General features: G+C 50.2%; 11 protein-coding genes. All 11 read left to right on the forward strand.

What is annotated here, in order from left to right; genetic code table 11:
* Positions 1-83 precede the first annotated feature (83 nt).
* Positions 84-1,349 carry a cell division protein FtsZ gene (locus BQ2633_RS05615; protein ID WP_075565651.1) on the forward strand — a complete coding sequence of 422 codons (1,266 nt, stop codon included), beginning with the start codon at positions 84-86 and terminating at the stop codon, positions 1,347-1,349.
* A gap of 65 nt (positions 1,350-1,414) precedes the next feature.
* Positions 1,415-1,861 (forward strand): GatB/YqeY domain-containing protein, encoded by a 447-nt coding sequence (locus tag BQ2633_RS05620; RefSeq protein WP_075565653.1) that lies wholly within the window; start codon positions 1,415-1,417, stop codon positions 1,859-1,861.
* A gap of 361 nt (positions 1,862-2,222) precedes the next feature.
* Positions 2,223-3,941 carry a single-stranded-DNA-specific exonuclease RecJ gene (gene recJ / locus BQ2633_RS05625; protein ID WP_075565655.1) on the forward strand — a complete coding sequence of 573 codons (1,719 nt, stop codon included), beginning with the start codon at positions 2,223-2,225 and terminating at the stop codon, positions 3,939-3,941.
* A gap of 308 nt (positions 3,942-4,249) precedes the next feature.
* Positions 4,250-6,121, forward strand: coding sequence for a RecQ family ATP-dependent DNA helicase (locus BQ2633_RS05630; RefSeq protein ID WP_075567241.1), 1,872 nt, complete (start codon positions 4,250-4,252; stop codon positions 6,119-6,121).
* A 34-nt stretch (positions 6,122-6,155) separates the two neighbouring features.
* Entirely contained in the window at positions 6,156-7,388 is a 1,233-nt protein-coding gene (locus BQ2633_RS05635; protein ID WP_075565657.1) for a nucleoside recognition domain-containing protein, read from the forward strand.
* An 832-nt stretch (positions 7,389-8,220) separates the two neighbouring features.
* Positions 8,221-8,598, forward strand: a complete 378-nt coding sequence (locus tag BQ2633_RS05640; RefSeq protein ID WP_075565659.1) for a RidA family protein — start codon at positions 8,221-8,223, stop codon at positions 8,596-8,598.
* A gap of 234 nt (positions 8,599-8,832) precedes the next feature.
* Positions 8,833-9,069, forward strand: coding sequence for an acyl carrier protein (locus BQ2633_RS05645; RefSeq protein ID WP_009437140.1), 237 nt, complete (start codon positions 8,833-8,835; stop codon positions 9,067-9,069).
* A gap of 187 nt (positions 9,070-9,256) precedes the next feature.
* Positions 9,257-10,522: a beta-ketoacyl-ACP synthase II gene (fabF, locus tag BQ2633_RS05650; protein WP_075565661.1), complete on the forward strand. Its 1,266-nt coding sequence runs from the start codon at positions 9,257-9,259 to the stop codon at positions 10,520-10,522.
* A gap of 117 nt (positions 10,523-10,639) precedes the next feature.
* Positions 10,640-13,204: a ribonuclease III gene (rnc, locus tag BQ2633_RS05655; RefSeq protein ID WP_075565663.1), complete on the forward strand. Its 2,565-nt coding sequence runs from the start codon at positions 10,640-10,642 to the stop codon at positions 13,202-13,204.
* Between the two features lie 91 nt (positions 13,205-13,295).
* On the forward strand, positions 13,296-13,763 hold the full coding sequence (gene greA, locus BQ2633_RS05660; protein WP_075565665.1) for a transcription elongation factor GreA: 468 nt from the start codon (positions 13,296-13,298) through the stop codon (positions 13,761-13,763).
* Between the two features lie 350 nt (positions 13,764-14,113).
* Positions 14,114-14,764 (forward strand): hypothetical protein, encoded by a 651-nt coding sequence (locus tag BQ2633_RS05665; RefSeq protein ID WP_075565666.1) that lies wholly within the window; start codon positions 14,114-14,116, stop codon positions 14,762-14,764.
* Positions 14,765-14,789 lie beyond the last annotated feature (25 nt).

Raw genomic sequence — 14,789 nt, forward strand, 5'->3', positions numbered from 1 at the left:
GTCAGCTGTAGCCTCTCCAGCATTCACCTTACAAGTACTTCACCGCAAGGCTTCATCTATCTCACCTAACGCCGTCACACTATATGTCTGAACAATTATACACCTCATCTCTCGATATAGAATTGCCTCCTACAGCACCGGCTCTCCCTGCCAACATCAAGGTCATCGGTGTAGGAGGTGGCGGTGGTAATGCTGTCGCCAACATGTATCGTGAAGGCATCGAAGGAGTACACTTCATCGTGTGCAATACCGACTCCAAAGCACTCGAAGACTCTCCCATCTCTCACCAAGTGCAGCTTGGTCCTGGTTTAGGAGCTGGCGGACGCCCTGAGAAGGGTGCTGAACTTGCGGAGAAGCACGTGGATGAAATCATCAAGGCTCTCGGCACCGACACTAACATGCTCTTCATCACGGCGGGCATGGGAGGTGGCACTGGCACAGGAGCTGCGCCAATCATCGCTCGCGAAGCCATGAAACTGGGCATCCTCACCGTGGGCATCGTCACTATCCCCTTCAAGTTTGAAATGCCGAAGCAAATCGACAAAGCCCTTGATGGTGTAGCACGCATTGCACAAGAAGTAGATACGTTGTTGGTCATCAACAATCAGCGATTGCTCGAGATATATTCCGATTTTTCAGTGCTCAACGCCTTCCGCAAGGCAGACCAAACACTCACCAACGCGGTAAACTCCATCGTAGAGGTGATAAAGATGCGCGGTCGCCAAGGACTCTTCGGCATGAATCTCGACTTCCAAGACGTCGACACCTGTCTTCGAGGAGGTGGGGCTGCGATTATGGCTACAGGCGAAGGCAGAGGAGAACACAGACTGCGTGAAGCCATCCAAAGTGCACTCCACTCTCCCCTTCTCAACGACACGGATGTGCAAAAGAGTCTCTCGTTGCGCCTTGCCATCTTCAGTCCTCCTGAGAGCACGGGCAACGCACTCATGATTGAAGAACTCAATGAAGTAGACGACTTCATGAAAGGCTTCAAGACCAATCCTGACTTTAAGCCTGGATTTGTAGAAGACCCTCGACTCACAGACGAAGTTAAGGTGATTATCATTGCCTCTGGTTTCCACAAAAAGCCGAAAGAGGAAGAAGATACTCCTCAAACTCGCGAACAAGAAAAGATTCGCGACGACCGTCGAGGACGCTACTACGATCCCAATAACGAAAAGTCGCGCCGCCGTCCGCGTATCTACATCTTTGCCGATGAAGAGTTGGACAACGAAGAACTGGTGCACCAACTTGAGGCACGTGCCACAGTGCGCCGCACAGACAATGACCTAGTTAAACTTCACGAAATCGGAGGAAGCAGTCATCCCATCGAGATTATGCTTGAGTAAATGCAGTCCCACAAAAAAAGACTGTAACTCTCTTCACTGATTCACCATCAATCTACTATTTTGCTATGCTTTTCGATCAAATCAGCACAGACATCATGGCCGCTATGAAGGCCAAAGACAAAGTGCGCACCCAAGCGTTGCGCAACATCAAGAAGTATTTCATCGAAGCCAAAACCGCACCTGGCAACAATGGTGAACTCACCGACGAGGCTGCGATGAAGATTTTGGCAAAACTTGCCAAACAAGGTCGCGATACTGCCCAACTTTACACCGAACAAAATCGCCCCGACCTTGCAGAAGGCGAATTGGCAGAAGTAGCAGTCATCGAAACTTACCTCCCCAAACCGCTCACCGATGAAGAACTCACCGCTGCACTTCGTGACATCATCGCAGAAGTAGGCGCCACTTCTCCCAAAGAAATGGGTAAAGTGATGGGAGTAGCCTCTGCACGCTTGGCAGGACGAGCAGATGGTCGCGCCATTAGCACCAAGGTGAAAGAACTTTTGAGCTAAACAGTCTAACCCTTCTCCCCTAACTCACAAGGTTCATTCCTCACCCTCCTTACAACCCACCCATGTAAACAGTTTTACAAGGGTGGGTTTGCTTTTTATCTGGAAAAACCTCTCTATTTTCGACCAACAACTCAAAAAAAATCACTAACTTAGCGTGCCGAAATACGGCTCATTTCGTCTATCAGTTCAGTTGCTAGAAACCTCCACCTCATTGTTTCAAGAAGAATGGGCATCACCCAAAGATGAAGAGACCCCTCATTTACGAAGTATGTTTCCTCATTCAGAGTCAAGGTAAAAATAGCTTCCAACTGATTTCTATCTCCACACAGGGAGAACTGCTCTCCACAAAAGCTCCTGCCCCATGATATATAAGTGGAACTACCACACCCCTTCCTTAGAAGAAACCAACGAAGCCGCCCGCCTCGCTGCACAAGTGGGTGTGCATCCCGTCTTTGGTCAGATGCTGCGCGATCGTGGCATCTATTCTCCTTTTGAAGCACGGCGATTCTTCCGCCCCCAACTCACAGACCTCCACGACCCCTTTCTCATGAACGACATGCAGGTGGCTGTGGAGCGTCTCAACGAGGCTATCGCACGTAAGGAGCGCATCATGGTCTATGGAGATTACGACGTCGATGGCGTCACCTCAGTGGCATTGGTCTATAAATTCATTAGCCACCACTACTCCCAAGTAGATTACTACATCCCCGATCGCTACGACGAGGGATATGGTGTGTCGCGCAAGGGGGTGGAGTTTGCGGCAGAAATGGGCGTGCGCCTCATTATTGTGCTCGACTGCGGCATCAAAGCCGTCGACGAGATAGCCTATGCCAAGGAACTTGGCATCGACTTCATCATCTGCGACCACCACGTGCCCGACGAAGTACTCCCTCCTGCAGTGGCGATTCTCAACCCCAAACGTCGCGACAACCGATATCCCTATACCCACCTCTCAGGTTGTGGCGTAGGATTCAAGTTCATGCAAGCTTTTGCTGCCAACAATGGCATCGAATTCAACCGACTCCATGAGCTTCTCGACCTTTGTGCCGTGTCCATCGCTTCTGACATCGTTCCCATCATGGGCGAGAATCGCATCCTGGCACACCATGGTTTGCGACGTCTCAACTCCAATCCTTCCATCGGTCTACAAGCTATCATCGAAGTCTGTGGACTGCGCGATCGCGAACTCACGATGAACGACATCATCTTCAAGATTGGACCACGCATCAACGCTTCTGGTCGCATGCAAAATGCAAAAGAAGCGGTGCAACTTCTGGTGGAAAAAGATTACCAAGTAGCTCTAGAACAAGCCTCGCACATCAATCTCTACAACGAAGCGCGTAAGGATCTCGACCGTCAAATGACCGAACAAGCCACCAACCAAGTGAGTCAGATGGAAGGTTTAGAAGAACGTCGTGCCATCGTGGTCTACAACGAAGAGTGGCACAAAGGCATCATCGGCATTGTAGCCTCTCGCGTCACCGAACAATACTATCGTCCTGCCGTGGTCTTGACACGCACGGGCGACATGGCGACTGGTTCTGCTCGCTCCGTCACTGGATTTGATGTCTACAAAGCCATTCACAGCTGTGCAGATTTGCTAGAGAATTTCGGAGGTCACCCTTATGCTGCCGGACTCACACTCCCTGCGGAGAATGTGGCAGAGTTCACCCGAAGATTTGAAGAATATGTGACCCAACATATCCTCGACGAACAGACGCAAGCCAGTCTTGACATCACCGCTGTCTTAGATTTCCAAGATGTAAACTTCGATTTCTATCAACAGCTGCGCAAATTCGCGCCCTTCGGTCCAGGCAATGAGCGTCCCCTCTTCTGCACCCACCGCGTCTACGACTATGGCACCTCCAAAGTAGTCGGTCGCGGACAAGAACACATCAAACTCGAGTTGGTGGACAACAAGTCCAACACGATCATGAACGGCATCGCCTTCGGACAGAGTTCGCAAGCCCGCTATATCAAGACGCGTCGCGCTTTCGACATCTGCTACGCCATCGAAGAAAACAGCCACAAACGCGGTGAAGTGCAACTGCAGATTGAGGACATTCGTCCCTGCGAATAGCTACTCATTCTCACACACCATCACCTCCTGTTGCGCCACATCCTATGTGCCTCTTGACTGTCAGTCGAGCTTATCTCTCTGCGCGACACGAGAAAATCTCTGGCAACTTCTATTCATCTCCTCACCTCATGAGCGAAAACTCCTCTCTCGAAGAACTTTCTCTCTCTGCACTTGACCAACAACTGCAGGAGGTGCTGGGTGCGCCCATAGAAATGCCGACAGACTACGTGCCACCTTCCTCCGCACTCCCTTCTGTAGCCACCATCGGCACAGACGAGTCTGGCGAACTTCCCACCGATCCACGCATCATGCTGCAGCGCGTGTGGGGTTATCCAGATTTTCGCGGCATCCAACGCGACATCATCGACAGCATATTGGCAGGACACGACACGCTCGGTCTCATGCCCACAGGCGGTGGCAAGAGTCTCACCTTCCAGGTGCCTGCCATGATGATGGAAGGCACGTGTTTGGTCATTACTCCGCTCATTGCGCTGATGAAAGACCAAGTGGAACACCTACGACGCAAGGGCATCCGCGCCACTGCCATCCATTCGGGGCTATCACGCGATGAAATTAACCAAGAACTGGACAATGTAATCCTCGGACGCTACAAATTTCTTTATCTTTCGCCCGAACGATTGCACACCGACCTCTTCCAGCTCAAGCTCAACTACATGAAGGTGAGCTTCATCGCTGTGGACGAAGCGCACTGCATCTCACAGTGGGGCTACGATTTCCGCCCTTCTTATCTCCAACTCAAGGAAATCCGCCAACTACTACCAGAAAAACCTATCCTCGCTCTCACGGCTACTGCCACTAATCTCGTGGTAGACGACATTCAACAACAACTTCGCTTTCGAGAGAAATGCGTCTTCCGCATGAGTTTTGCGCGTCCCAATCTCACCTATATCGTGCAGATGAGCGACGACAAACTAGGAGATTTAATCCAACTTTTGGAACAAAGTGAAGGTTCTGCCATCGTCTACACCCGTTCGCGTGGCGGCACGCGCGACACAGCCCTCGCCCTCCAAGCCGCAGGACTTTCTGCGCTCTACTACCACGCAGGACTCCCCACTGCCGACAAGGCTTTTCGCCAAGAGTCGTGGCAGCGCGACGAAGCTCGTGTGATGGTTGCCACCAATGCTTTCGGCATGGGCATCGACAAACCCGATGTGCGTCTGGTAGTGCACCTCGACCCTCCCGACTCCATCGAAGCCTATTTCCAAGAAGCTGGACGCGCTGGCAGAGATGGTGCACCAGCTCGCTCCATCCTCCTCTTCAATGCCCGTGACACCCGAAGTCTCTCCCAACGCATAGGACAAACCTTCCCTGCCAAAGACAAGGTGCGCGAGATTTACGAAGATGTAGCCTATTTCCTGCAAGTTGGAGAGGGCGAAGCCGAGGGCAAAGTGCGCGAATTTGATTTAGAAAAATTCTGCGCCAAGTTCAAGCATTTCCCCCTCACCGTGGTCAATGCCTTCACCATCTTGGAGCGCGCCGGCTATCTGTCCTACACCGACAAACACGACACCAAATCGCGCATCATGATGATTGTGCAGCGCGATGAACTCTACCGCATTCACCTCCGTGCACGCCGTGGCGACAAGGTGCTCACCACACTTTTGCGCCAATACACTGGTATTTTCTCCGACTACATCTTTATCGAAGAAGCCACCCTTGCCGAAAAGTGCGATCTCACCGAGCATCAAGTTTATCATGCACTCAAAGCACTCAACGCTGAGCGCATCATTCACTACATCCCTCGCAAGAATGTGGCTACAGTGACCTATCTCACGCCTCGGGTGGATGGACAAAAATTGGCACTCACGCCCGAAGTCTACGAAAAGCGTCTGGAACAATATGAACACCGCATCAACAGCATGCTCACCTATTGCACCGATTCGACCACTTGTCGTAGCCAACTGCTTCTCTCCTATTTCGACGAGACGGACTCCACGCCTTGCGGTCTCTGCGACGTGTGCCAAGACCATCCACTCTCAACCACCAGCAACGAGGAACTCTGCGCACAACTGCTTCAGGTGTTAGCAGACGGACAAGGACACGCAGCCAGTGAATTCCAGTTTGCCCACCTCGACGAGCACCGCGTGCAGCAAGCCATCGCACAACTTCTCAACGACGAAGCCATCACTTTCGATGGCGCCCTCTTTTACAAGGTATAATTCCCCAATAACGTCTTTCTAATTCTTCATTCCAGTGGTACTCAACTACATTTGGTTAGCATTTTTTCTCATCGCTTTTGTCATTGCAGTGGTGAAATTGCTCTTCTTTGGCGACACAGAAGTGTTTCCCAACATTATGGCGTCTACCTTTGACACTGCCAAGACGGCTTTTGAAATCTCTCTCGGACTCACGGGAGTGTTGTCGCTGTGGATGGGCATTATGCGCATCGGTGAAAAGGGCGGTGTCGTGGCTGTGCTTGCCAGATGGCTTGGACCACTTTTCAAACGCCTTTTTCCCGAAATTCCGGAAGGGCACCCCGTGGTGGGCAACATCTTTATGAATCTTTCTGCCAACATGCTGGGACTGGACAACGCTGCCACGCCGCTCGGACTCAAAGCTATGGAAGGATTGCAAGAACTGAATCCGAACAAGGAGCGCGCTACGAATGCGATGATTATGTTTTTGGTGCTCAACACCAGCGGATTGACGCTGATTCCCATCTCCATCATGGTCTATCGTGCTCAACAAGGAGCTGCGAACCCCACCGATGTCTTTATACCGATCCTCCTAGCCACCTTCTTTTCCACACTGGCTGGCATCATCATCACTGCCCTCTATCAGCGCATCAACCTATTCAACCGCACTCTCCTCCTCACCCTCGGAGGAGCAAGCATAGTCGTAGCAGGTATCATCTACGGCATGGCTTCGCTCGACGAAACCATGATGAACCTCGTGGGCACCACCTCTGCCAACGTCATTTTGTTTTCCATCATCATTGCCTTCCTCATCGCAGGAATGCGCCACCGAATCAACGTCTACGAAACTTTTGTGGAAGGTGCCAAGTCGGGCTTTGAAACTGCCGTGCGCATCATCCCCTATTTAGTGGCGATGCTCGTGGCGATTGGTGTGTTCCGCGCCAGTGGTGCCATGGATGCCCTCATCGGTGGCGTGCAATGGTGCGTCACTCAGTGCGGACTCGATGCACAATGGGTGGGTGCGCTGCCCACCGCCTTGATGAAACCTCTCTCGGGTTCTGGCGCACGTGGCATGATGGTCGATGCGATGCAAACCCACGGTGCCGACTCTTTCGTGGGTCGCTTGTCATGCATCTTCCAAGGCAGCACCGACACCACCTTCTACATTCTTGCCGTCTACTTCGGCAGCGTAGGTATCCGCCACACGCGCCACGCAGTCATGGCTGGCTTGCTCGCCGACCTCGCTGGCATCCTCGCCGCCATCGGCATTTGCTATCTATTCTTTGGATAGCCCTTCGAGGGAACTCCCCAAGAAAATTTCCCCAATTCTAGTCTTACTGCACCGCAAGCGGAAGAAGTGAAGGTGAACGTTCCTTAAAACAGGCTTTCTCGCGCACGCGCTCGCGCGCGTACATACAGTATTTTCGACTTTTTGCTTTCACAACCTTCACAGATTTCGCTGTAACTCACTCTATCACAGCGAACAACACGCATCTTTCGGACAATTATTAACATTTCCACAACGATACCTAAAGGCAGAGGAAGTGCAACACCTGAAATTTCACGCGAAAAGCAAGCACCTAATCCTCTGATAGACATGCCACTACAAACAATTCTGTGAAGGTTGTGAAAGCAAAAAGTGCAAAATCGCTGTTATACGCGCGCGCGAGAAACTAACTCTGTCTTCGCCGCAGCACTCCAACAGTTGTGCTCCACATCTTCCAAAGGCTTTCCGATAACATTCAGAAAAACTCCCACATTCTTCAGAAAAGCTCCCACGTTTTCGGAAAAAGCTCCCACGTTTTCTGAAAAAACTCCGACGTTTTTCCATTTATCTCGGACATTACCTCACGACACTCGGACATTTTTCCAAGATACTCCAATAATCTTTCGGTTTCTCTAGCAGGTCTTGTGGACACTCCGCAGTCACGCAAACTTTTTTTCAGCAGTGCACCATGAACCGCAGGCTCCTGCTCATGAACAGGAGGAAGGGGAAGCCCACAACCATCGCTAGCCGAAAGACCGAAACACGTTTTTTAGGATAGAGACGCGGTGTTTCCAATAACATTTCATACCTTTGCACTTGTCTCACGGAGGAAAATTCTCCACAACAAATCACAACAATGAAGACTCCCATCCAAACTAACCAAGCTCCTGCCGCCATCGGTCCTTATTCTCAAGCCATCGAAGCTGGTGGCATGGTGTTCGTCAGTGGACAACTCCCCATCGACCCTGCAACAGGCGAATTTGCTGCAGGCGACATCCAAGCGCTCACCCATCAATCGCTCACCAACCTCAAGCATGTGCTCGAAGCAGCCGGTCTCACCCTTGCCAATGTGGTGAAGACAACTGTATTCTTGGCAGACCTCGCAGACTTCGCAGCGATGAATGAAGTGTATGCCACTTATTTCTCTGCTCCTTTCCCCGCTCGTTCAGCCGTAGCAGTGAAGACATTGCCCAAGAATGCTCGAGTGGAAATCGAGTGCATCGCTGTACGTTAAGTCCTCACCCACCCTTGTCATAGCACATTGAGTAGGTTTGTGCACTCTTTCGAACCATCGACCAGCAAGAAAATCGCCCAAAAGGGGTCAAAAAATGCACAAACAGGGGGTATTTGCGCAAAAAACATACATTTTCCTCACTAATTATTTGTGAGTATTGAAAATAAGGCTTACCTTTGCAGCCGTAATTACGATAATTGATAATATTACTCATCAAAAATAACAATAACAATCATGTCTGAAATTGCAGAAAAAGTAAAGGCTATCATCGTTGAGAAGCTCAGCGTTGACGCAGCTGACGTTAAGGACGAAGCAAGCTTCACCAACGACCTCGGTGCTGACTCTCTCGAAACAGTAGAGCTCATGATGGATCTCGAAAAGGAATTCAACATCACTATTCCTGAAGAAGTATCTGAAAAGATCGCTACTGTAGGTCAGGCTATCGAATACATCGAAGCTAACGCCAAGTAATCTTAGCCTGCGCCAAAAAGGAGAGGTCGCCACGCACGACCGCCTTGCAGATTGAATGTGCTAATGTGTACAGGCTCCATGTGGTGCCTACATATTAGCACATTTAAGTTTACTGCGTCAGCGCAGACTGACTTCCGCGCCATCCAGCGTAGAAGTTCATTCTTCACTACCTCAACTCACACTCACAATGGAACTTAAACGAGTAGTAGTCACCGGTCTTGGTGCAATTACCCCAGTTGGTAACAATATTCAATCTACTTGGGACAACCTTCTCAAGGGTGTAAGCGGTGCCGCACCTATCAAAGGATTCGACGCCTCTCAGTTCAAAACGCATTTTGCCTGCGAAATCAAGGATTTTGCGGCAGCAGATTTCATTGACCGCAAAGAGCTCCGCAAGATGGACCTCTATGAGCAATATGCACTCGTAGCAGCAATGGAAGCTGTCAAAGACAGTGGAATGGACCTCGAGACTATCGACAAGGACAATATCGGTGTGGTGCTCGGAGTGGGCATCGGTGGTATTCACACCTTCGAAGAACAAATCGGCGAATACGCACGCACCCACGAAGAAAAGGGCCCTCGCTTTAGCCCCTTCTTCATCCCCAAGATGATTGCTGACATTGCATCTGGTCGCATCTCCATCCAATATGGATTCCACGGACCAAACTACACCACAACTTCGGCTTGTGCTTCTTCTACCAACGCCATTGCTGATGCCTTCAACCTCATCCGTTTGGGCAAAGCTAATGTGATGGTCACTGGTGGTGCTGAAGCTGCTATCAGCCCTGGTGGACTTGGTGGTTTCAATGCTATGCACGCGCTCTCTACCCGCAACGACGATCCCGCACGCGCTAGCCGTCCCTTCAGCGCAAGCCGCGACGGTTTTGTGATGGGTGAAGGCGCTGGTATTCTCATTCTCGAAGAACTCGAGCACGCTAAGGCTCGCGGTGCGAAGATTTATTGCGAATTGGCTGGTGCTGGCATGAGTGCCGACGCTCACCACCTCACCGCTTCTCACCCCGAAGGTCTCGGTGCAAGTCTCGTGATGCAACGCGCCCTCCAAGATGCTGAGCTCAACCCCGAAGACATCGACTACATCAACGTGCATGGTACGTCTACTCCTGTGGGCGACCCCTCAGAAGTAAAAGCTATCAGCAAGGTATTTGGCGAGCATGCTTACAAGCTCAACATCTCCTCTACTAAGTCTATGACAGGTCACCTCCTCGGTGCTGCTGGTGCTGTGGAAGCTATCGTTTGCTGCCTCTCAGTGCAAAACGACATCATCCCTCCCACCATCAACCACGATGAGGACGACCGCGATGAAAACATTGACTACAACATGAACTTCACGTTCAACAAGGCTCAACAACGCACTGTGCGTGCTGCCCTCTCCAACACATTCGGATTTGGTGGCCACAATGCCTGCTGCATCGTGAAGAAGTATCAAGACTAATCACAGTCTGGTCGACACATCGCACAAACTTTTGATATAATTCTTTGTACGCTTGGCTGATACCTCGTATCGGTTAAGCGTACAAAATTATTTTGTGTCGTCCAACTTCAACTCAGTATGAAAAATCTTTTCGACAGAGCCAGACTCTTTTTTAGCAAAGACAAAGAGTTTCGCTCCGCCCTCTATCAAATTATGGGGTTCTGTCCGCACAATATCGATTTGTACCGCACAGCCTTTGCCCATAAATCACACGAATACCGCTCTAAAAAGACGGGCAACAAGCCCCTCAACAACGAACGTCTAGAGTTTCTCGGCGATGCCGTGCTCGAAACAGTCGTGAGCCACATCGTTTATCGACAATATCCCAACAAGCGCGAAGGATTTCTCACCAACACGCGCTCTAAAATCGTTTCCCGCGAATCGCTCGGCAAACTGGCGAAAGAACTAGGCATTGATCGCCTTATCCAAAGCCAAACACACGGCCGCACACACAACTCCTACCTCGAAGGTAACAGTTTTGAAGCCCTCATGGGTGCCATCTATCTCGACCGCGGTTTCCGCTATGCGTTTCAATTTATCGAGAAGCGCATCATCGGTGCTGTGCTCGACCTCGACACGGTGGCAAATAAGGAGGTGAACTTCAAGAGTAAACTCTTGGAATGGAAGCAGAAAAATCGCATCCACCTCGATTTTGTCGACAACATCTCCAACAATTCCAACAGCACGAGCCCATCTTTCCACACCACTGTGGTCATTGAAGGCATCCCTGCTGGAGAAGGCAAGGGATTTTCTAAAAAAGAGAGTCACCAAGCAGCAGCAAAAGACGCACTCACCCAGATGCGTCGTGATGCAGACTTCTTGGATGCAATGTTCCGTGCCAAAGAAAAGCGCACTGCTATGGGAGCGGAGGAGTTTTTTGCCCTTCCTCACATCTCTGAAATCGACGAGCAAATAGCCAAAGAACGCAGTGGCGCGAAGAATGAACGCAACAGCAATCGTAGCGAACGCAACGAGCGCAAGAATGAGCGCAAAAACGAGAAAGCTGAACGCAACGAACGCAAGAGCAACAGCGACAACGCTGAACGCGAAGAGCGCAACCAGCGAAAGAACGAAAATGCGGCTCGTGAAGAAAAGCGCAATGAACGCAAATCTGACAAGGAGGAGCGTAAGAATGAGCGCGACAATTCTAAGCTCAATCGTAAGGAGCGTAAAAATACAACCGAAGAGCAGCAAAATCAACGCTCGGAGCGTAAGAGCGAACGCGAAGAACGCGCAACTCAACCCGTAATTCAAGAAGAACGTAGCGAACAGAAAGCTGCCACTTGTGAACAGAAATCCAACAAGCATGCGGTGGTTCAGCAAAAGTCTGAAGTAAAGGTAGAGGCACCTCAACAAGCTACTGAAAAGCCCACAGAAAAAGTAGCTAAAGTGGTGACAGTCCTAGCAGAAACTAAAGTTGAAGCTGAAAAGAATGCCCCCACACTCTCTACAGAAAAACCCCGTGCTAAGCAAGTTGTAAAGCCTACACCTAACTCAACAACAGAGGCAACGGCTGAAGAAGTAGTGGCAACTCCTGCTGTGAATCAAAGCAAGGAAAAGGTTCAAAAGCAAGAAGAAACACCCACACTCATTACAGTCGAGTTTGTGGATTTGCCCGAAGAAAAGCAGCAAAACCCAATAGTAGAACCACAAGTTGTGGCTACCGAGCCTGTCGCTGAGACTCCGAAGGCACCTCTTGAAGACCTACAACAAGAGCTGGATCAGTGGACAGAAGCAGCCGACCACGCTTGCGAAATCACTCCTGCTGATACTCCTATTTCTACAGAGGAGATTCGTTCTTTCACTACGGAACAATCTACCAACTCAGTAAAAGAGGCTCCAGTGGCTCCTCAAAAAACAGAGCATGAAGAGGTGAACGCAGAACCCACTCCTGAAAAGGAAGAAGTGGTGCCTGAAATGACCATTAATTTGGCAAAAACAACAGAAGCTGTTCCTCAAAACTTCCGTGATGCTGTAGCTCCCTCACCAGAATTGAAGACAGATGCGGTAGCAACTGTCCTCACTGAAGAGCCAACGAAAGAACCTACTGTAGCTGTGGAAGCAGTGACCCAAGAGCCTACTGAGCACTCCGAAGAGCATACAGCAGCAGAGAACAAGGAAGCTACCAACGCCACCGAAGAGCCTGCTCCTCGTGTGCGTACCGAGCAAGAGAAGAAGCGCGCGCGTCGCCAAAACAAGCGACAAAGCGCGGCTGACTTCACCAACACGACTCTGCCCCCAGCCGAACAGAGCCACCGCGCTCAGAAGGCAGAACGCAAGCTCCAAGAGCAAGCGGAGAAGCGCAAGGAAGAAGCGCGTCAACGTCAAGTGAAGAAGGTGCAACAAGAATTGGCTGAAACCTTCCAACTCGATGTAGACATTGATGATTTCATGGTAGTGGACACTACTCCATCTAGCGAAACCAGTGCCTCAAAAGCTAACGAAGCTAATGCAACAAAGGCAAATGAAGCGGCAAAGACTGGCAACCCCGAAGAAAAGCGCAAGAACAATCGTTCGCGCAGTGGACGTCGCGGTGGAAACAATCGCCGTCGTGGTGGCAACCGTTCCAACACTGCGAAAGGAGAAAGCAAGGAAGGGGGCAAGTCAGCTCCCACTGCTGCTCACAACTCCCAAGAGGCATAAGCCTTTTCTTCCTACCGATTAGAGGCTCCTTCCCAACCGTGGGAAGAGCTTCCCTATTTAGAAACCCATAAGATAGACATATCACATCAACATGGCGTATATGACCCAAGAAGGCTACGACAAGCTCGTGGCTCAGCTCCGACACATGGAGCAAATCGACCGTCCCGCTGCCTCTGCTGCTATTGCAGAAGCACGTGATAAGGGCGACCTTTCCGAGAATGCTGAATACGATGCGGCAAAAGAAGCGCAGGCGATTCTCGAAACTAAAATCAATGAACTCAAAGCGACCATCGCCACCGCTAAAATCATCGACACGTCAAAGATTCGCACCGACGTGGTGCAAATCCTCTCTACTGTGGAGATGAAGAATGTGAAGGTTGGTGCAGTGATGAAATATACCATTGTTTCCGAAAGTGAAGCAGACCTTCGCGCAGGAAAAATTTCAAGCACCACTCCCATCGCACAAGCCTTGCTTGGTCACAAGGTGGGCGACGTGGTAGACGCACAAACTCCTCGCGGTGTGATTCAGCTTGAGATTCTCAAAATCTCCGTTGATTAACAAGAACTTCCTGTTGTTTAACAAGAACTTCCCGTTGATTAACGAGAACACTCCCAATGGAGTGCAACACTATTGGCGATTTTCCCCTCTTCTCACAGAGATTAGTGGATAATTCACCAACTTAAGACAACGCTTTCTCCTCTAAAATGTAAAATTAGATGCGAGAAAGCGTTTTTTATGTGGCAAAAGTTTGGCAGAATGCACCAAATAAATTACATTTGCTCCTAAACAAACCAGCTTCTCTTGCTATTCTCTAGCGAATGCCATCCTTGAAAGCGACAAACTGTAACTTTACAATAGGGAGCATCTTTGGAAAGCAATCTCAGAGTAGCCCTTATCCATTGCATCTTATGAAGAAAATCTACTCTCTCCCCACTTTTCTCGTTATGCTCGTGTTCGCCGCAATGAGTTTTTCGGCTTGCGACATCTACATCAACGACGAATATGACCCCTACTACCCCACAGGACGTGGTGATCGCGGACGCGCCAATGTAATCTCAGGAGAATGGCAAGGCGACTTCGGCATGTTCTACACAGCCACTAACCCCTACACAGGTCGTGGTGTGCAGTTTGACGCAAGCAACACCTACATCCTCTTCCAAAGTGATTACTATTATGGAACTAGCGGTACGGGAAAACAGATTGACTTCTACAATTATGGTCCCATCCGTCAACGCTACCACCGCTTTGTGTGGGAGGTGCGCAATGGTGTCCTCTATCTTAGCTATCCAGGAGAACCTGCGCTCAATGTTGCCATCTACGACTACACTTTGAACAACTCTTACTTCACGGGCTACGCAGGCGACAGCCGCTTCCGTTTCAACCTTCGCAAGTTGAATTATGGACTCTGGAGTAACTATGCCCTCACTGACTTTGATGATCCTTACGATGGATGGTCATGGAATGGTCTGCGCAGCGTGCAAGATGCAGATGCAAGTGCACAAGATGCAGCCATACTCCCCAATTCTCCTCAACAAGGCGTTGTAGGCGGTCGCAAGTAAATTGTAGGTAGCTGCAAATAAGTAG

It is taken from the genome of Ihuprevotella massiliensis (assembly GCA_900095835.1).
In the GTDB taxonomy this organism is placed as follows: domain Bacteria; phylum Bacteroidota; class Bacteroidia; order Bacteroidales; family Bacteroidaceae; genus Alloprevotella; species Alloprevotella massiliensis.

What these genes read in the sequence shown, in the direction of transcription:
- BQ2633_RS05645 (WP_009437140.1), top strand. Translation starts at nt 8,833, where the DNA reads ATGTCTGAAATTGCAGAAAAAGTAAAGGCTATCATCGTTGAGAAGCTC.
- rnc (WP_075565663.1), top strand. Translation starts at nt 10,640, where the DNA reads ATGAAAAATCTTTTCGACAGAGCCAGACTCTTTTTTAGCAAAGACAAA.
- BQ2633_RS05665 (WP_075565666.1), top strand. Translation starts at nt 14,114, where the DNA reads ATGAAGAAAATCTACTCTCTCCCCACTTTTCTCGTTATGCTCGTGTTC.
- BQ2633_RS05615 (WP_075565651.1), top strand. Translation starts at nt 84, where the DNA reads ATGTCTGAACAATTATACACCTCATCTCTCGATATAGAATTGCCTCCT.
- BQ2633_RS05620 (WP_075565653.1), top strand. Translation starts at nt 1,415, where the DNA reads ATGCTTTTCGATCAAATCAGCACAGACATCATGGCCGCTATGAAGGCC.
- recJ (WP_075565655.1), top strand. Translation starts at nt 2,223, where the DNA reads ATGATATATAAGTGGAACTACCACACCCCTTCCTTAGAAGAAACCAAC.
- fabF (WP_075565661.1), top strand. Translation starts at nt 9,257, where the DNA reads ATGGAACTTAAACGAGTAGTAGTCACCGGTCTTGGTGCAATTACCCCA.
- BQ2633_RS05640 (WP_075565659.1), top strand. Translation starts at nt 8,221, where the DNA reads ATGAAGACTCCCATCCAAACTAACCAAGCTCCTGCCGCCATCGGTCCT.
- BQ2633_RS05630 (WP_075567241.1), top strand. Translation starts at nt 4,250, where the DNA reads ATGCTGCAGCGCGTGTGGGGTTATCCAGATTTTCGCGGCATCCAACGC.
- greA (WP_075565665.1), top strand. Translation starts at nt 13,296, where the DNA reads ATGGCGTATATGACCCAAGAAGGCTACGACAAGCTCGTGGCTCAGCTC.